Annotated in this window: 17 protein-coding genes; all 17 read right to left on the bottom strand. The window is 44.5% G+C overall.

Annotated features, from left to right (window positions below; translation table 11 throughout):
• Positions 1–3 precede the first annotated feature (3 nt).
• Positions 4–276: a YlmC/YmxH family sporulation protein gene (locus D1970_RS03535; RefSeq protein WP_119111490.1), complete on the bottom strand. Its 273-nt coding sequence runs from the start codon at positions 274–276 to the stop codon at positions 4–6.
• A gap of 136 nt (positions 277–412) precedes the next feature.
• The gene (sigG, locus tag D1970_RS03530; RefSeq protein ID WP_119111489.1) at positions 413–1,192 is read right to left on the bottom strand and encodes an RNA polymerase sporulation sigma factor SigG; all 780 of its coding nucleotides are present in this window, start codon (positions 1,190–1,192) and stop codon (positions 413–415) included.
• Between the two features lie 156 nt (positions 1,193–1,348).
• The gene (gene sigE / locus D1970_RS03525) at positions 1,349–2,068 is read right to left on the bottom strand and encodes an RNA polymerase sporulation sigma factor SigE (protein ID WP_119111488.1); all 720 of its coding nucleotides are present in this window, start codon (positions 2,066–2,068) and stop codon (positions 1,349–1,351) included.
• Positions 2,069–2,129: 61 nt separating this feature from the next.
• The gene (gene spoIIGA / locus D1970_RS03520; protein ID WP_119111711.1) at positions 2,130–3,059 is read right to left on the bottom strand and encodes a sigma-E processing peptidase SpoIIGA; all 930 of its coding nucleotides are present in this window, start codon (positions 3,057–3,059) and stop codon (positions 2,130–2,132) included.
• A 322-nt stretch (positions 3,060–3,381) separates the two neighbouring features.
• Entirely contained in the window at positions 3,382–4,536 is a 1,155-nt protein-coding gene (gene ftsZ / locus D1970_RS03515) for a cell division protein FtsZ (protein ID WP_119111487.1), read from the bottom strand.
• 41 nt (positions 4,537–4,577) lie between these two features.
• On the bottom strand, positions 4,578–5,861 hold the full coding sequence (gene ftsA, locus D1970_RS03510) for a cell division protein FtsA (protein WP_119111486.1): 1,284 nt from the start codon (positions 5,859–5,861) through the stop codon (positions 4,578–4,580).
• Positions 5,862–5,992: 131 nt separating this feature from the next.
• Positions 5,993–6,343: a small basic family protein gene (locus D1970_RS03505; protein ID WP_119111485.1), complete on the bottom strand. Its 351-nt coding sequence runs from the start codon at positions 6,341–6,343 to the stop codon at positions 5,993–5,995.
• The gene (locus tag D1970_RS03500; RefSeq protein WP_119111484.1) at positions 6,343–7,071 is read right to left on the bottom strand and encodes a DUF881 domain-containing protein; all 729 of its coding nucleotides are present in this window, start codon (positions 7,069–7,071) and stop codon (positions 6,343–6,345) included. The genes D1970_RS03505 and D1970_RS03500 overlap by 1 nt, the downstream gene beginning before the upstream one ends.
• 32 nt (positions 7,072–7,103) lie before the next feature.
• On the bottom strand, positions 7,104–7,811 hold the full coding sequence (locus D1970_RS03495; protein WP_119111483.1) for a DUF881 domain-containing protein: 708 nt from the start codon (positions 7,809–7,811) through the stop codon (positions 7,104–7,106).
• Positions 7,786–8,577, bottom strand: coding sequence for a cell division protein FtsQ/DivIB (locus tag D1970_RS03490; protein ID WP_119111482.1), 792 nt, complete (start codon positions 8,575–8,577; stop codon positions 7,786–7,788). Before D1970_RS03490 ends, D1970_RS03495 begins: the two co-directional genes overlap by 26 nt.
• Positions 8,578–8,785: 208 nt before the next feature.
• Positions 8,786–9,691 (bottom strand): UDP-N-acetylmuramate dehydrogenase, encoded by a 906-nt coding sequence (gene murB, locus D1970_RS03485; RefSeq protein ID WP_119111481.1) that lies wholly within the window; start codon positions 9,689–9,691, stop codon positions 8,786–8,788.
• Positions 9,692–9,751: 60 nt separating this feature from the next.
• On the bottom strand, positions 9,752–10,843 hold the full coding sequence (gene murG, locus D1970_RS03480; RefSeq protein ID WP_119111480.1) for an undecaprenyldiphospho-muramoylpentapeptide beta-N-acetylglucosaminyltransferase: 1,092 nt from the start codon (positions 10,841–10,843) through the stop codon (positions 9,752–9,754).
• Between the two features lie 219 nt (positions 10,844–11,062).
• On the bottom strand, positions 11,063–12,163 hold the full coding sequence (spoVE, locus tag D1970_RS03475; RefSeq protein WP_119111710.1) for a stage V sporulation protein E: 1,101 nt from the start codon (positions 12,161–12,163) through the stop codon (positions 11,063–11,065).
• 95 nt (positions 12,164–12,258) lie between these two features.
• Positions 12,259–13,611: a UDP-N-acetylmuramoyl-L-alanine--D-glutamate ligase gene (murD, locus tag D1970_RS03470; RefSeq protein ID WP_119111479.1), complete on the bottom strand. Its 1,353-nt coding sequence runs from the start codon at positions 13,609–13,611 to the stop codon at positions 12,259–12,261.
• The gene (mraY, locus tag D1970_RS03465; RefSeq protein ID WP_119111478.1) at positions 13,612–14,586 is read right to left on the bottom strand and encodes a phospho-N-acetylmuramoyl-pentapeptide-transferase; all 975 of its coding nucleotides are present in this window, start codon (positions 14,584–14,586) and stop codon (positions 13,612–13,614) included.
• A 1-nt stretch (position 14,587) separates the two neighbouring features.
• The gene (locus D1970_RS03460) at positions 14,588–16,060 is read right to left on the bottom strand and encodes a UDP-N-acetylmuramoyl-L-alanyl-D-glutamate--2,6-diaminopimelate ligase (RefSeq protein ID WP_119111477.1); all 1,473 of its coding nucleotides are present in this window, start codon (positions 16,058–16,060) and stop codon (positions 14,588–14,590) included.
• A 284-nt stretch (positions 16,061–16,344) separates the two neighbouring features.
• Positions 16,345–18,264 carry a stage V sporulation protein D gene (locus tag D1970_RS03455; protein WP_119111476.1) on the bottom strand — a complete coding sequence of 640 codons (1,920 nt, stop codon included), beginning with the start codon at positions 18,262–18,264 and terminating at the stop codon, positions 16,345–16,347.
• Positions 18,265–18,270: the final 6 nt, after the last annotated feature.

Below are 18,270 nucleotides of genomic sequence, written 5' to 3'. Positions count from 1 at the left end.
CCTTTACTGTTCTTCTTCAGATTCCTTGCTGACACTGATTTCAGTATTGCACCTGACAAGGATGACATCTTCACCAATCTTCAGGATATTCTTCCATGGAATTACCACCTCATCATCACGACCGAAAAAACCGAGAACTTTTCCGTGCCCTCCAATTATGACTGCTTCTATCTTTCCAGTGTTTATACTAATTTCAAAATCCTCTATGTTCCCTAATTTTTTTCCGTCTGAAACATTGACAACGTCCTTTACCTGAAACTCGGAAACCTTTAGCATCGAATGTTCCTCCCGCTGTTTATTATTACAATATATGATGAAGGATGCCTTGTTCATGAGCTTTTTCTTTCAGACTGCAAAAGAAAAGACCGCCTTCATTTAGGCAGTCTTTGTTCCGATTCAGGGAATGGTTATTCTAGGTTTGTATATTTTTGTTCATTTGCTTGATAGCGGCTTTTTCGAGCCTTGATACTTGCGCTTGGGAAATCCCAATCTCATCAGCAACTTCCATCTGGGTTTTCCCCTGAAAGAAACGCTTCCGCAAAATAAGTTTTTCGCGTTCATTCAGGCGGCGCATTCCTTCTTTCAAAGCTATTTCTTCAATCCAGTTGGTATCCTTGTTTCGTTCATCACTTAATTGATCCATCACAAAAATCGGATCGCCTCCGTCATTGTAAATTGGCTCAAAAAGGGAAACAGGATCCTGAATCGCATCAAGCGCAAATACTATTTCTTCATGCGGAACATCAAGCACCCGGGCAATTTCTTCTGCAGTCGGTTCCCTTGATGTCTCACTCATCAGTTTTTCTCTTACCTGCAATGCTTTATAAGCAATATCCCTGAGGGAACGGGATACCCTGATCGGATTGTTGTCCCTCAAATATCTTCGGATTTCCCCAATGATCATCGGTACGGCATACGTCGAGAATCTCACATTCTGGCCGAGGTCAAAATTGTCGATAGATTTCATTAGGCCGATACAGCCAACCTGGAACAGGTCATCTACGAACTCACCTCGGTTGTTAAAGCGTTGGATAACGCTCAGCACCAGCCGGAGATTCCCATTTACAAGCTTTTCCCTTGCTGTAAGTTCACCGTTTTGCATCTGTTTGAAAAGTTCTCTCATCTCTTCATTTTTCAAAACCGGGAGTTTTGAAGTATCAACACCGCAAATTTCTACTTTATTCCGACTCAATCATTTTCCCTCCTTGCAGGAGCTGCTGTACAGAGTTCAGTATCTCCGGAGGAAGGAAAATTATGCACATGGCTGTCCTCAGACAAGACCCCAAAAAGGGAGAATATTACTTTTGATGCGGCTCTAAGGCACTAAAAAATTTTAAAAATTATTCTTTTAGACCATCTTGTTGAATTCTTTTCGAAGCCTTTTTATGATTCTCTTCTCGAGCCGTGAAATGTATGATTGCGAAATTCCGAGCATATCGGCTACATCTTTCTGAGTTTTCTCTTCTCCGCTGCCAAGGCCGAAACGAAGTTCCATTATCTGTTTCTCCCGGTCGGTAAGCTGTTCAAGCGCCTTTAGCAGGAGCTTTTTGTCAACATTTGACTCCAGGTCTTTCGTAATGATATCTTCATCAGTCCCCAGTACATCCGAAAGAAGAAGTTCGTTTCCATCCCAGTCAATATTTAGCGGCTCATCAAAAGAAACTTCTGAGCGAATTTTATTGCTGCGCCTTAAGTACATAAGGATTTCATTTTCAATACACCGCGATGCATATGTAGCAAGCTTGATTTTCTTTTCGGGATTAAAAGTATTGACTGCTTTAATCAAGCCAATTGTTCCAATGGAGATCAAATCCTCAATATTGATCCCTGTATTCTCAAACTTTCTAGCAATATATACGACAAGCCTGAGATTTCGCTCAATAAGTATGCTTCTGGCAGCTTTGTCCCCCTGCGGCAGCTTCTGCAGCAGGATTTCTTCTTCTTCCTTGTTCAGGGGAGGAGGCAGTGCTTCACTCCCTCCAATATAGAATACTTCATCGGTTTTCATTCCAAGCTTTATTAAAGCTTTATACCAGTAATAAGATAAACGAAGCCGCAAATTTTTCATGTTTTGTCCTCCTTCTAAATTATGTTTTTCTGAGTATAGTAATATTAGCAACTCTGGGGCTTCAGCCGGTACTAGCCTTAACTTCAGGTATTCCTGTAAGCATTTTCGGGTGGATAATGCACTGAAAGCGATCATCGGGAGAAAGTTGCTGGAGCGTCAAGGATACCAGCGCCTTTTCCACAAAATAGGTTTCAGGGCCTTTTTTAATTTCAATAAAGTCTGGTTTAATAGCCATTCGCAATTGATGCTCGTGTCCAATGACCTTGTAAGGGATGAGTTTAACATTTCCTTCAAGTTCGGGCGGGATTTCTCCTCCGGTCAAAAGCAAATCCGGTTCTTCAGCAAGTGTTCTGGCAGCCTCGGGAAGTTCGTCCATTATTTCCTTTACGGAGAGGAACATGACTGGAAATCTTGAGAGAGGATCATATACCTGATTCCCACTGTCCACAATCCCCTTCAATACAATCGAGCTTCCGAGAATTCCTATTTTGACTGTCACAAGCTGGCCAAACTGAATGGTGGCCATTTCAATATTTTCGACATTTCGCTTTGAAAAATGCCAGGCGAACGGGAAACCAAGCAGTATAAACAGCCAGCTTACCGGGTCGCCAAATCCTTTTATTTCCGCCAATGCTGCCGAGGATGCCCAATCAGCGTCAAATTGGATAGCATAGTGAATCCCTGTCAGAGCGCCGCCAATCATAAAAGTAGAAAGGTAGAAGACCATCAGACATCGAACGAAGTCACCGAGCCGTTTAAACCCGAAAGCTACCAAAACCATTATGATTGAAAACCCCAGCTTCACTAACGGGTATCCCGCTAATTCCTGAAGAGGAGTAAGAGGCAGCAGAATCAGGATGGATCCAATCAGGCCGCCGCAGCAAACCCGCCAAGCGCGGACACTACGTTTAAGAAGAATTGCTGTCAGGTAGAGAAGCAAAGAGTCAAACATAAGATTAAGTGCCCAGATAATATCCAGGTAGACCGTCAACTTCCTGCCTCCTTTCCCGCTTCCTTCTGTTACGAAAAAGTATATCGTACATCCATCTGGGAAGTGTGTCACTTTATGGACACAAAAGATCGGAATTTTTAATACTTCCATACGGATTTTGTCACATTTTCTTTTGTCATCTTCCCTAAATCCATCCCTCAAGCATTTGCAGCTGAAAAAGAGTGATTGATGATAAACATACGAGAGAAAATGCTCCTATTTTTAGGAACAAAAAAACACAGCCCAGAGGCTGTGGTCAGTTCATAATGGATCAATAAAAAATAAAAAGCACGGCTAAAAAGCCGTGCTTTTCTGGACTATGCTATCTCCTTCGGTTCCTGTTCCTAAGGAAAGTCGGGATATCAAGCGTATCCTCAACATGCTGCGCAGGCTGATTATTACGCTGAGGTTCCTGATGTGTCTGCATTTCTTCACGCTTTTGCTCGCGTTTTGGCTGTGCTGGGGCTTGAGCCTGTTTTGGCTGGCTTCCAAAAACCGGGCGCGATGGTTTTTGCTCTAGATTTTCTTCATTAAATCCTGTCGCAATGACCGTTACAATAATCTCATCCTTCAGGCTTTCATTAATAACGGAACCGAAAATCATGTTCACTTCCTGGTCGGAAGCTGAGGCAACAATATCTGCAGCCTCCTGTACTTCATAAAGGCTCAGGTTCGTGCCCCCTGTGATGTTCATCAGAACTCCTTGTGCACCATCAATCGACGTTTCAAGCAATGGAGAGGAAACAGCTTTTTTAGCCGCTTCTGCTGCCCTGTTTTCCCCTGCTGCAACGCCAATTCCCATCAAGGCAGAGCCTTTGTTTGACATAATGGTCTTAACATCGGCAAAGTCAAGGTTGATCAGGCCCGGAGTTGCAATAAGGTCTGAGATCCCCTGTACACCCTGGCGAAGAACATTATCAGCTTCCCGGAACGCCTCAAGCATCGGTGTACTCTTATCAACGATTTCAAGCAAACGGTCATTCGGTATCACGATAAGGGTATCGACCGCTTCTTTCATAGCACTGATACCGCCAGCAGCCTGGTTGGCCCGCTTGCGTCCCTCAAATGTGAAAGGACGGGTCACAACACCAACCGTCAATGCGCCAAGGTCCCGTGCAATATGTGCAATGACAGGGGCAGCACCTGTTCCGGTTCCTCCGCCCATCCCGGCAGTGACAAATACCATATCTGCACCTTTTAATACTTCTTCAAGCTGCTCTTTACTTTCCTCAGCAGCCTTTTTTCCAACCTCAGGATTGGCTCCTGCTCCCAGACCCCGAGTCAGCTTTGAACCGATTTGCATTTTAACTTCTGCTTTTGACAAGTTTAGTGCCTGAGCATCTGTATTTACTGCAATGAACTCGACTCCCTGTACGCCGTGTTCGATCATTCGGTTAACTGCATTATTTCCGCCGCCGCCGACACCAATTACTTTTATAGTTGCAAGTGATTCTAAATTCGTATCAAACTCCAACATGACATGTCCTCCTAATCCGTCGAAATTCCCGAGCGCACTGTTTATTCAAAAAAGTAGCCAAGAAACTTCTTCATTCTTGATGGTCCTTTATCTTCGTGCTGTTTTTCCGGCTTTGTTTTTGGATGCGGCTGTTTTTGAACGCGTTTTTCCTTATATTCCGGTTCACCAAACGTCGTTTCCATTGTCTTTCCCTGCAGCTTGGCATTTTTATAAGCAAACTTTATCAGCCCGACAGCAGTCGTAAACTGCGTCTCACGGACACCAATATAATCGGGGACCGCTACACGCACCCTGCTTTGGAAAACATCCTGTGCAAGTTCAGGAACCCCTTGCATGTTTGCAACACCGCCCGTGAGGACAAACCCCCCCGGAATGTCGCGAACACCCATGGCTTTTAATTCATCCTGGACAAAATTGAATATTTCTTCAACACGGGCCTCAATCATATCTGCAATTTCCAATTGACTGAATTGCTGCTGCTGGTCAGTGCCGATGATCGGCACGCTGAAAATTTCCTCTTCAGAAGCATGGTCATAAAAAGCATGTCCATGCTTAATTTTGACTTTTTCAGCATCTTCCGTTGTTATACGTAGCCCAATCGATAGATCCTTTGTTATATGTTCTCCGCCAACCGGGATGACAGAAGTATCGGCCAGATGACCGTTCTCGAATACCCCGACAGTGGTCGATCCTCCCCCCATATCAATGAGGACAACACCCATGCTCTTCTCATCTTTTGAAAGCGCGAAAGCTCCTGCTGCAAGCGGCTGGAGAACAATATCCAGTATCTCAAGTCCAGCTCTCTCCACACAGCGGAGCGTGTTATGTAAGATGGTCTTTGAACCTGTAATGATTGTGCCTTCCATTTCCAGCCTGACACCAATCATTCCGCGCGGGTCATTGATTTCATCCAAACCGTCCACAATAAACTGCTTTGGAATCACATCAATGATTTCCCTTTCAGGCGGGATTGAGACGACCTGGGCAGCATCAATTACCCTTGACACATCTTCATTTGTAATTTCACGGTTTTCACTTGCTACAGCTACTACCCCATGGCAAGGCTTAAGCGAGACGTGGTTTCCGCTGATTCCGACAATCACCTGGCGGATCTGCATCCCTATCATTCTCTCAGCCTGTTCCATCGCCTGTTTGATAGAATGAACTGTTTCATCTATATCAACAATGGATCCCTTCCTTAGTCCTTCGGATCTCACATTGCCAACACCAATTATATTTAGGGAGTCATTGACCATTTCCCCAATGATTACTTTTACACTGGATGTACCGATGTCAAGACTGACAAATATATCATTGCTGTTCATTCCCTGGCACCTCCTTTAACAATTCCGATTTCTGCGAACAACAATTCTTACGCCTATTATGCTCGTGTCCAATTACAATATCATTATTCGTCACAATTAAATGATTCCCTTTTTTAAAAAGCAATTTTTTTCTATTTGTCACCATTTGTTGACCATTTTGTTAATAAAATTCTTCTGATAACAGCTATGTTCTGGAACAGCCTTACGCCAAATGCAAAAACTGCGGCTAAATACAAGTCTACACCAAGATGAACCCCCAGAAAAGCTAAACTTGCCGCCAGCAAAATATTAAAAAAGAACCCTGATACAAACACCTTTTCATCGTAAATATTTTGAAGCTGTGCCCGGATTCCCCCGAATAGTGTATCAAGTGCGGCAAGAATGGCAATCGATAAATAATTCGAGTATTCCTCAGGTATTCTTATATCGGTCAACAGTCCGATGATGACCCCGATAATTAGTCCCATCACTGGAAGCCACATTATCCGCCCTCTCCTTTACCCTGCTTGACTGCTTCCATAGATCTGACCCTTATTGAATCAACGTATGCTGGTACTAGTATGTTTTCAGCAGGTCTATGAATGGTAACCCTCAAGTTGTCTATAAAAAAATCCTCCACAGACTTTGAAACCTTCATGCGGTTGTAAAGCTTTTCAGCTGTTTCACCGCTGTCCGCAATAACATTGATTTCGAGCGGGAACTGGTTCAGGCTGCGTCCATTTATTTTTGTTTCCCTGTTGATATCCCTTATAACGGTTGTGTTGATGACTCTTTCTCCGCCAACCGAGATATGTGTTGCCCCGTACATATTCAGTTCATTGATCAGCTTTCTAAGTAAATCCGGTGATAGGTAGGGTTCTGTCGTCGGTCCAATGCCATCGAACGCTGGCGCAAGCACCAGCTTGATTCCAGGACCGGAAATATCCGTAAGCCCCGCTTCTGTTTTTAGCTCGTCCAATGTAGCCCTTAAGACATTCTCTTTACTTTGTTGTTTTTCAGTCTTGTATTTTTCCAGTTTTTCTTCATTTGCCCGGATTTCCCTCAAGAGCTCTGACTGAATCTCCTTTTCTTTCATCAAATCTTCCCGAAGTTCCCAAGTATCCCGGGTGTCCCTGACAACAGGCTCACTTACTGTACGGAATTGTATGGCGACCATCAGACCAAGGATGGCAGCGGTAATGGTAAAGCCTATATTCTTTTTGCCTCCCATCATGCCCACCTGCCCTTTTTTTTGACGTCCATCTATTTTTTTTCCGGAATTGGCTCCATCGTAATATCGTCTTGTTTTTCCAGAGAAAAGATAATCCTGTCATTTACGAGCTGGTCTTTTACTCCACCAGTGATATTCAAAGCTGAATCAAGGACTTTGGCATCGCCGATCGCCGTTATCTCAAATGGAGCTGGATGCTGATAGCCATCAACAGTTATGACAGGACCATCGCATATGATATAAGAATTGTGTGCCAACCGCTGGCCATTGATTGCAACTGCAGAAGCCCCAGCTATATATAGTTCATTCACCACTTTGAAAACGTGATGTTCATGCACAAGATAATTATTTATATTTTCTTCTTTAGGGTCATACTCGCCATCTGATAGCTTAACAGCGACACCTTTGCCCTGCACTTTCACCTTGCCTAGATACATACGGTATTTTTCTGTATCCTCTGCAAGATTGAAAAACACCTGAGCTTCTTTTGCCAAATCCTTTTCCTGTCCGCTGATAACATCCTGCTGTTTGTCAAGCTGCTTTTGAAGGCTGCTGTTTTTTTCTTCCTGTTCAATAAGCTCATTCCTTAGGGAAAGGGTTTGCTCCCACTGCCTGTCCGATATCCGGTGGCCCTGAGTCTCATCCTGTGTGAGCCGAAAAGAAAAGGCAATCATGAAACCAAGAACGAGGCCGACAAGAGAAAGCACTACACGGTTATTGTTGATTAGCTTTTTCTTCATCTGGTTTATCCGCTTTCTCTTTTTTATATGATTTAAAATAGGAACCCACTTCGAGATCAATTACCCCTTTTTCAGAATGGTCCAGCTGAGCGACAATTGCGGGATAATGGGCCATTTTTTCTGTGAATGTCCTAAGTGTCGCATGAACCTCAAACCCGTCATTCATAAAAAGAGTCACTCGGTAAACATCTGATTTTGACGGAGTATAATGAATTTCCGAAATTGAGCCGAGTACTTCCGCAGGAAGGCTTGCAAGGTCCCCTATCATTTTATCGAGCGGCTTCCCTTCCCTGAATCCGATCAGTACTGGCGCATTCATCGGTATTTGGCTTACTTCTTTTTTTTCAATAATCTTTCCGTTGCCCAAGACAGGGTAAAATGCTTTTCCCTTCGAGAGATAAGCCAACTTCTCGTATTCTTCAAGGTGAATGTTAACCTTATTAGGAAAACGCGTCCTTATTTCTGCCTTTTTGATTTCCGGAAGCTTCTCAAGACTGCTCTCCGTTTTGCTTTTATTAATTTTCCAGATATTCGTATCAGTTGTAATGCCGCTCATCTGCTTTATTTCAGCAGCCGAGTAGGACACATTCCCTGATACATTCAGCTGTTTAACTTTGCTTAAAGGCGATTGGAAATAGATGACGCACAAAATCAGCATGAAAAATAGTGATAAAAGCAGAATTAGGCGCCTGTTGGCCTTTTTTCTCCTTTGCTGCTTCAATTGGGGAATTCGCTCTTCAATAGAAACAATTTTTGCTTTGTCCATTTCCAGTCACCTCATTAACATTCACAGCAATAGACGGGCTTTTCTAGAAGTTCCGCCAGGCTGCAATAGAGGCAGACAATGAAGGGCGTCATAAAGGGAGAGGACATGGGAATCATGCCTTTCCCCTATGATAACCCCGTATTTCCGCCGTCTAATCTAATGAAATATTATATCACAGATTGTACGGCTTTCAGATAATTTCCTGAGATTACCGCCCTATTATTTCCACTTCTGTTTCCATCCTGACACCATATGAAGCTAACACCGTATCCTTAACATGCTGGATAAGGGCCAGGACGTCCTCGGCTGTTGCAGCGCCCGCATTTACAATAAAGTTTCCGTGCATTTCGGAGATTTTTGCCCCGCCAATAGAATGGCCTTTCAGCCCAGCCTTCTCAACCAAATTTCCTGCGTAGTCGGGAAGAGGATTCCTAAATATACTTCCCGCGCAAGGGTAATTCCACGGTTGTGTTTCTTTGCGGTAATCTTTATTTCTCTGTATTTCGGCAACAATTTTTTCCTTTTCCCCCTCGCGGAGTTTAAAGACTGCCTGGATGACAATGCCTGGCCGCTCCTTTTGAAGGACGGACGTGCGATAGGAAAATTTCATTTCATCTTTTGAAAGCCACTCTATTTTTCCGTCTTCGAAAAGAATCAATGCCTTTTCAAGAATATTGGAAATATCGGATCCGTGGGCTCCTGCGTTCATAAAGACAGCACCACCGACTGAACCTGGAATGCCGCCGGCAAACTCCATTCCCGACAGCCCCTGTCTGCTGATGCTCATAGCAAGACTTACTAAGGATACTCCTCCATCTGCAGTCACTGTGGTACCTTCCGTCGCCACATGATTCAGTCCCGTTCCAAGCTTAATCACTACCCCTTCTATCCCTTTGTCTGAAACAAGAAGATTGGAGCCGCGTCCTATTGCCGTCCATTTAACACCGGATTCCAGGGTTACTTCCATGGTTTTCTTTAAATTTTCAGCTGAAGAAGGTTCGACCAGAATATCGGCCGGACCTCCAATCTTGATTGTTGTATGATTGGCTAGAGGTTCATTTTCTTTTACAGCGCCAATATTCATTGCTATTAATTTATTTGTAAGTTCCTTCATTAAAATCGTCCTTTCCAGCAAATACCCTTTATCACATTGTATGCAGTTAGTTTTTCCGGGCTACTCTGTAAGCTCTCCCATCAGTTTGTACAATCTGGATGCGGCATCAGGTATGCCCAGTTTTTCGGATGCTGTTTTCATTTCATTAAGCTTGTCCCTATCCAATAGCACGGAATCAATCAGCCCCATAAGCCTTGGTCCGGTCAGTTCCTCTTCAAGAAGTAAAAAAGCGGCGCCATGATCGCTTAACGCCCTCGCATTTTTCTCCTGGTGGTTGTCTGTTACATAGGGACTGGGAATAAGAATGCTTGGAATACCAAGCGAAGTAAGCTCAGCAAGCGTAGTCGCACCGGCCCTTGCAACCGTAAGGTCAATACCAGCAAGAACCTCTGGCATATTATGTATGAAAGGCTGTATAATCACATTTTCGGGATTTCCAATCAGTTCCACTTCTTTTTTCACTTCTTCATAATGGACATCGCCTGTTATATAAAGAACCTGATACGGCTTACCCCCAAGCTCAGTAAGTGACTTCAGGACAGCCTCATTGATTGGCCTAGCACCTCTGCTCCCTCCAAATATCAGAACTGCAGGAACACCAGGTTTTAATCCAACAGATTGCCGGCCTTCCAAACCATCCTGGCCTGTGACTTCCGAAGCACGCGGATTTCCTGTAAAGACCACTTTATCATCCGGGAAAAAATTCCGGGCTTCTTCAAAACAAATTGCCACTTTATCTACATAGCGGCTTAGGAATTTGTTTGTAAGTCCAGGTATGCTGTTCTGCTCGTGAATGATTGTAGGGATTCCAAGCTTTGCAGCCGCATAAACAACCGGACCGCACACATAGCCCCCGGTTCCAATGACAATATCTGCTTTAAATTCCTTCAGCATTCGTTTGCTTGCTGCCACACCTGTTAAGAAGCGCATCACTGTCTTAAAATTTTCAAATGAAAACTTTCTTTTAAACCCGGTAATATGTATCGATTTAAAGGGGATTTTCTCCTTTGGGACAATTTGGCTTTCAAGACCCTTTTCTGTCCCGATATATAAAAATTCAGCTTGTTTGTCTGCTTTCTTTATTTCTCTAATCAAAGCAAGTGCCGGGTATATATGACCTCCGGTTCCCCCGCCGCTAACGACAATTCGCATTTTTCCACCTCAAGCCAGGTATTATAAAAATCAGTACGGCTGCCACAAGCGGCACCACACGATTTTACCCTATTCTACTATATTCTAAACACTGCGGTTGTTTTTAAAAAGATTGTCATGCAAATTTAACATTGGTTTAGTTGTTGAAATCTCCGCATTATATAACAGCGGTTTATGAGTGGCGCCAATTAAAAGAAACCCTGATGGACAGGGTTTTGGTCAGTATCTGGAATATCTGCTGATATTTAACAGGACGCCAACCGCCATAAGCATCAGCGTTAGAGAAGATCCCCCATAGCTCAGGAAAGGCAGCGTAATCCCGGTTACCGGAATCAATCCAGTAACAACACCGATGTTGATCATGACCTGGATGGCTATCATCGCGATAATCCCGCATGCTAAAAGGCTGCCATAGAGGTCAGGCGCACCCAATGCTATCCTGATCCCTCTCCATAGAAGGATGGAAAATAAAAGGAGCACGAACGTTCCTCCTATGAATCCAAGCTCTTCCGCCAGGATTGCAAAGATAAAGTCAGTCTGCGGCTCCGGCAAATAAAATGACTTCTGCCGGCTTTGGCCGAGGCCGAGTCCAAAAAGACCGCCCGGCCCAATTGCCAGAAGTGACTGTATCATCTGGAAACCGCTGCCGAGCGGGTCTGCCCACGGATCAAGGAAAGAAGTAATCCTTTTCATCCTGTAGGGAGCAGAGATAATCAATCCAACGAAGCCTGCTGCACCAATCAATCCCAGTCCGGCAAAGTGACTGATTCTTGCACCGGCAATAAAAATCATGACGACACATGTACCGACCATAACTGTTCCGGTTCCTAGGTCAGGCTGAATCATAATCAATGCGAAGGCAGTAAACACAAGTCCAAGTGATGGCATCAGACCTAGTTTGAACGATGTAATCACCTTTTGTTTCTCTGAAAGGAATTTTGCTAGGAAAGCAATCATCGCTAGCTTCATAAATTCCGAAGGCTGGATTGAAAAGGCTCCGACACCAATCCAGCTTCTTGATCCATTCCTTACATTACCGATACCAGGAATGAGAACAAGCAGCAGCAATACAAAGCAAACAATAAGCAAGACCTTTGCCCATGTCCTCCACGTCCAGTAATCGACATTCATGATGAAAAACATGGCTAAGACTCCAACTACAGCAAATAGCATTTGTCTTTTTGCGAAAAAGAAGGAATCGGTAAACTTGTATTCCGCCCAAACAGCACTTGCGCTATAAACCATAATCAACCCTATGGCAAGCAGTACGAATGTAACAATCAGCAGGATCATATCCGGTGTGGTTTTTTTCGTTGGCAAAGCTATGCACCTCGGCTGCAGTAATTTAGGGCCTGTTCTCCGCATTCTCCCCGCAACAAATGCTGGGGATAAGGACTCCCCCCTGCAGACAACCCCTAATTAAGCATATGCACAGCCTGGATAAACATGTCTCCGCGAACCTCGAATGTTTTGTACTGATCCCAGCTAGCGCAGGCAGGGGAAAGAAGAATGACGTCTCCGGGAGCTGAATACCTGAATGCCTCGGGAACGGCTTTTTCAACATTATCGGCACGCAAAATTGTTTTTATTCCTGCCGCTTTCCCAGCCAGCTCGATTTTTTCCGCAGTTTCCCCGAAGGTAACAAGGACCTTAACACCTTTCATGGAAGATACTAGTTCATCAAAACCATTTCCTCTGTCCAGCCCCCCTGCCAGCAGGAGCACAGGCTGGCTGAATGCAGAAAGTGCTTTTTGGGTAGCGAGAATATTCGTAGCCTTTGAATCATTATAAAATTTTCTGCCTTCAACTTCCGCTACATATTGAAGCCTGTGTTTAACACCTGTAAAGGTTGTTAACACAGAGATGATCGCCTCATTAGATACGCCCGATAGCTTGGAAGCCGCGACTGCAGACAGGATATTTTCAAGGTTATGGCTTCCTGGCAAAGCTATTTCTGCAGTGGGGATAATTTGTTCTCCATTGAAACAAACCCAGCCATTCCGCACACAGGCTCCCCTGGACAATTCACTGTTAACCGAGAACGGAACAGTTTCCGCATTTGATACTTTGGCGATTTCCAGTACTTCCTCTTGATCCGCGTTCGCGATCAAATAATCTCCATCGCCCTGATTTTCGGTGATCCTAGCTTTGGCCTGATGGTAGTCAGTCCTTGTGCCATGATAATCGAGATGGGCTTCATACAGATTTGTGATGATCGCTATTTTCGGTTTAAATGTAGAAACACCCATCAGTTGAAATGAAGATAATTCAATCACAATATTATTCTCTGGTACTGCCTCCTGGGCGACCCCGGATGCAACCATGCCGATGTTTCCTGCAATCAGCGGAAGCTTCCCTCCCGCTGTAAACATCTCGAAAACCAATGTCGTTGTCGTTGTTTTTCCATTAGTCCCGGTAATTGCGATAAAAGGGGCTTCCGAAATTTGATAGGCAAGTTCCACTTCGGTCACAACGGGAATGCCAAGTTCTGCAGCCCTTTCGATCATTGGGTTATGGTAAGGGATGCCAGGATTCTTGACAACAAGTTCAAAACCTTCGTCCATCAATTCGATCGGATGGCTGCCGCAGACAACTTTGATCCCTTGCTCAAGCAGCGACCGGGCTTCCGGATTCTCCGACAAAGGCTTGCTGTCATTGACCGTTACAAAAGCGCCTAGCCTGTGAAGCAGTGCGGCTGCGCTTACACCGCTTTTTGCAAGTCCTAGGACAAGTATTTTTTTATGTTCATAAAGTTTAATTGTTTTCAATTACACCCACACCTCGATATAGATTCCAAGTATCGCGAACAAGAGCCCCACAGTCCAAAAGGTCACTACAACCCGCCACTCTGACCAACCGCTAAGTTCGTAATGATGATGGAGCGGACTCATCCTGAAAATTCTTTTCCCGGTCGTTTTGAAAGAAATGACCTGAAGGATGACAGACAATGTCTCAATAACAAAAATTCCGCCGACGATAACAAGGATGATTTCAAGCTTCGCCAAAATAGCTATTGTTGCGATAGCGCCGCCAAGTGCCAATGACCCGGTATCCCCCATGAATACTTTTGCCGGATGGGCATTAAAGACGAGGAACCCAAGAACAGCGCCTACGACCGCCACGGAAAAAATTGAAAGTTCATACTGTGACTGGCTCCAGGCGAGTACGGCAAACGCTCCGAAAGCAATCGCTGCAGTACCCGAAACAAGGCCGTCTAGGCCATCTGTCAGGTTGACTGCATTGGAGAAACCGACAAGCCAGAAGATAACAATGAAAATGTACATCCATCCCGGATCAAATGACCAGTCCGTCAATGGAATGCTGATTTCCGTTGAAAAATCGCTTTGCTTGAAAATAAAATAAAATACTGCGGATATGACAATTTGTCCGAGAAGCTTCTGCTTTGATGTCAGGCCTAGATTGCGCTTCATAACAACCTTGATAAAATCATCGAGAAACCCGAGCAGGCCAAATCCGAGTGTAACAAACAGCAATAGATATGTTTGAACAGTTGGCGCGGAAAATTTATTTGTCATTACAAGTGTTGTTACTGTAATAGACAGCAGGATCATGATTCCACCCATTGTCGGAGTACCCGTTTTTTTCTGATGCGATTTCGGACCTTCTTCTCTGATGCTTTGCCCAAATTTCAGTCTTCTAAGAAAAGGGATGAAGATAGGGGACATAAGGACAGTCATCAGAAAGCCTAGTAAAATGGTGAAAAAAATTACTTGTTCGAGCATTTTACAGTCCCCCTTTCAGGCTGCGGATTGCTTCAATCGCCACTTCTCTGTCATCAAAAGAGAAGGTTTGACCGCCAACTTGCTGGTAAGTCTCATGCCCTTTGCCAGCAATAAGGATAACATCACCTTTTTCCGCCATCTTAACGGCATGGAAGATCGCTTCTCTGCGGTCGCAGATTTTTGTGTAATTCTGACCCTTTACGCCCGTTTCCATATCCTGCAGGATCATCTCTGGATCCTCACTGCGCGGATTGTCGGATGTAAAAATAGGGTCTGATGCAAGGCTGCACGCTATTTTAGCCATAAGCGGCCGCTTTGTCTTGTCCCTGTCACCACCGCAGCCAACAACAACGTATACTTTTTCCTGGGCAAGCTGTCCAATGGTTTCCAGGACATTTTCAAGGCTGTCAGGTGTATGGGCATAGTCAACTATCACGGAAAAATCCTGTCCTTCATCTACGAGTTCGAACCTGCCACGAACTCCTTTTAAACTTTCAATTGACCTGATGGCTCCTGCAAGCGGGACATTTGACACCACCGCTGCCGCTATGCCAGCAAGGACGTTATATACATTGAATCTTCCCGCCATCTGGATGTTCATTTTATGCACACCGAATGGAGACACTAAATCAAAAGATGTCCCTCCGGCAGTCAGTTCTATATTGGCGGCACGGAAATCCGCCTCATTGTCAATCCCATATGTAAGAACATGTGCTGCTGTCATGTCCAGATATTCTTTGCTTGCAGGGTCATCTGCATTCAGCACCGCATATTTAGGCTGGCTGCAGTCGAATGTATTTCCAAGCCTTGAGAAAAGAAGTCCCTTAGCTTTTTTATATTCTTCCATCGTCTTGTGATAATCGAGATGGTCCTGCGTAAGGTTTGTAAAAACAGCTACGTTAAAATCGGTCCCATGGACCCTTCCATTCACAAGAGCATGTGAAGACACCTCCATCACCGCAGTTCCGACTCCTTCGTCCACCATGTCCTTGAATGTTTTTTGAAGGGTCAGACTTTCGGGTGTTGTGTTTCTCGTCTCGAGTGTTGTGTCGCCAATTTTAGTATACATAGTGCCTATCAAGCCTGTTTTCTGGCCGGCATCGGCGAATATTTTTTCGATTAAATGGCTAGTCGTCGTTTTGCCGTTCGTTCCAGTAATGCCAATCATATGAAGGCGCCGGCTTGGCTGGCCGTAGAAGGCATCAGCAAGAACGGCCATCGCCCTTACAGTATCCTTTACTACGATGACAGGAACATTAAGGTCAAGCTGCCTTTCGGCAAGAACTGCACAGGCTCCATTTTGAACAGCTGATTCAGCAAAATCATGACCGTCGACTGTATAGCCGTTTATACAGATGAAGAGACTGCCTTCCTTAGCTTTCCTATTGTCATTTTCAATCGATGTAATTTCCGGGCTTTCTCCTTTATACTCAAAAAAAGGATGCAAGCAGCCCAGAAGCTGGTGTAGTTTCACAATAATCAAATCCTCTCAAAACAAACATGGCGATTTTTATTTTACAGTATAAGGGCAAATTAAGCTATCATAGAAGGGAAAATCACACTCTCTTTTTAAAGAAAAGCGGAAGCGCCCGTTCAGCGGCGTATGGACTGGAGCTCACCGGCTTGGCTTGAAGTTGACTTATAACACTAAGAACGCGCATATTCTGTTGCAATGTCGGCATTGGGACGTCCTGTTCAAATAGTCCATAAAAAGAAGGGTACCGAAACTAAAGAATTTCGCTACCCTTCCCTATTAACCTATTTTCCACCATCCATGTAAATACGAATCATTGAACCTTCTTTTACTTTTGTTCCAGGAGACGGAGCCTGGTCGATTACTTTTCCGCCTTCTCCACTCACATCCAATCGGAAGTTATCTAGCTGCTGCTGTAGTTCTTTTCTTGTAAGCCCGACAAGATCCGGCACCTTGACCATAGGTGTATCCAGCCATGTCCGCTCTTTTTCAATCTGATTCTTTCTCGGTTCCACATTCAAAGCATGCATGCTATCCTCAATGATATTACCGACAATTGGAGCCGCAACTGTACCACCAAATTGAATGGTCCCTTTTGGGTTATCGACTGCGATATAAACCACGAGCTGAGGGTCATCCGCTGGGGCAAATCCAATGAAGGAAACGATATGGTTGTTTTCAAGATACCTACCATCCTTTGCCTTCTGGGCCGTCCCCGTTTTCCCTCCAACACGGTATGACTCAACAAAAGCATTTTTACCTGTCCCTTGGGCAACCACGCTTTCAAGCGCAGCTCTGACCTTGGCGGATGTTTCTTTTGAGATAACCCTTCTTTTGGCAACCGGGGATTTTTTCATCACAACTTCACCATTTCCAGGATCCGTCAGTTCCTTAGCAATATAGGGAGTATAAAGAATTCCACCATTGACAGCAGCCGAGACTGCAGCCACCTGTTGAATCGGAGTAACAGAAACACCCTGTCCGAAAGCAGTCGTCGCCTGTTCAACAGGTCCAACCTGATTTAGGTTGAAGAGAATACCTCTTCCCTCACCCTGCAAATCAATTCCGGTTTTCTGCCCAAAACCAAAGTCCTTTATATATTTAAATAAAGAATCTTTCCCGAGCCGATTACCCAGCTCGACAAAACCTGGGTTGCAGGAATTTTGCACAACCTCGAGAAAGCTTTGGCTGCCGTGTCCGCCTTTTTTCCAGCAGCGCAGCTTTGCTCCGCCAACCTCTACATGTCCTGGGTCATGAAAGTGATCTTCTTCCAGATTTACTTTTCCTTCTTCAAGTGCAGCGGCAAGTGTAATGATTTTAAAAGTTGACCCAGGTTCATAGGAGCTCCAAACCGGCAGATTGCGGTTGAATACTTCCTGGGGGACATTTCGAAAATTGGCTGGGTCAAAGTGCGGCCTGCTTGCCATTGCCATAATTTCTCCATTATTAGGATTCATTGCAATCGCGATGATTCCGTCAGGATTATATTTAGCCTGTGTGTTATCAAGCTCCCGTTCGATAATTGTTTGAACCTTGCTATCAATTGTCAGCTTAAGATTTAGGCCATTTACCGGAGCTTGATAATCATCAGCCATTTCTTCCATTCTTTGCCCTTTGGCATTGGCGAAAAATTTGACAGACCCTTTCTTGCCGCTAAGCTCCTTGTCATAATAGCTTTCAAGTCCCATCAATCCCTGATTGTCAATGCCCGCAAATCCCAGCACGTGAGAAAGATAGCTTCCGAAAGGATAGTGCCGCTTTGAATCTTCTGCAATATAAACCCCTTTCAGTCCCATAGCCCGGATTTCTTTTGCTTTTTCATGGGAAATCTTTCTTCCTTCATTGATTCTGACGATTGATTGATTTTGGGTGATATACTTATACACTTTCTCTTTTGGAATATTAAGCAAAGCAGCCAGCTTCTCCGCTGTTTCATTTGTGTCCCCTATCTGGCGAGGCACCGCATAGACAGTCGGCGCACTGATATTAGTCGCCAAAGCGACTCCATTGCGGTCAGTTATTTCACCACGCTTCGCTTCAAAGGGAATATTCCTACTCCAGGAATCTTTCGCCCTGTCTGTCAGCAAATTTCCCAGGGCGAACTGAACATAGCCAAGCCTGATATCAATGATGAAGAAGATAAGGATTCCCGCGAGCAAAACAATGGCTAGCCTTTTTCTAACTGTTACATTGGAAACACGCATAATTTG

The sequence above is a fragment of the Mesobacillus zeae genome, from assembly GCF_003570705.1.
Taxonomy (GTDB): Bacteria; Bacillota; Bacilli; order Bacillales; family Cytobacillaceae; genus Mesobacillus_C; species Mesobacillus_C zeae.
Note: the sequence above shows the minus strand (reverse complement) of the source record. Positions and strands in the feature narration are given on the sequence as shown.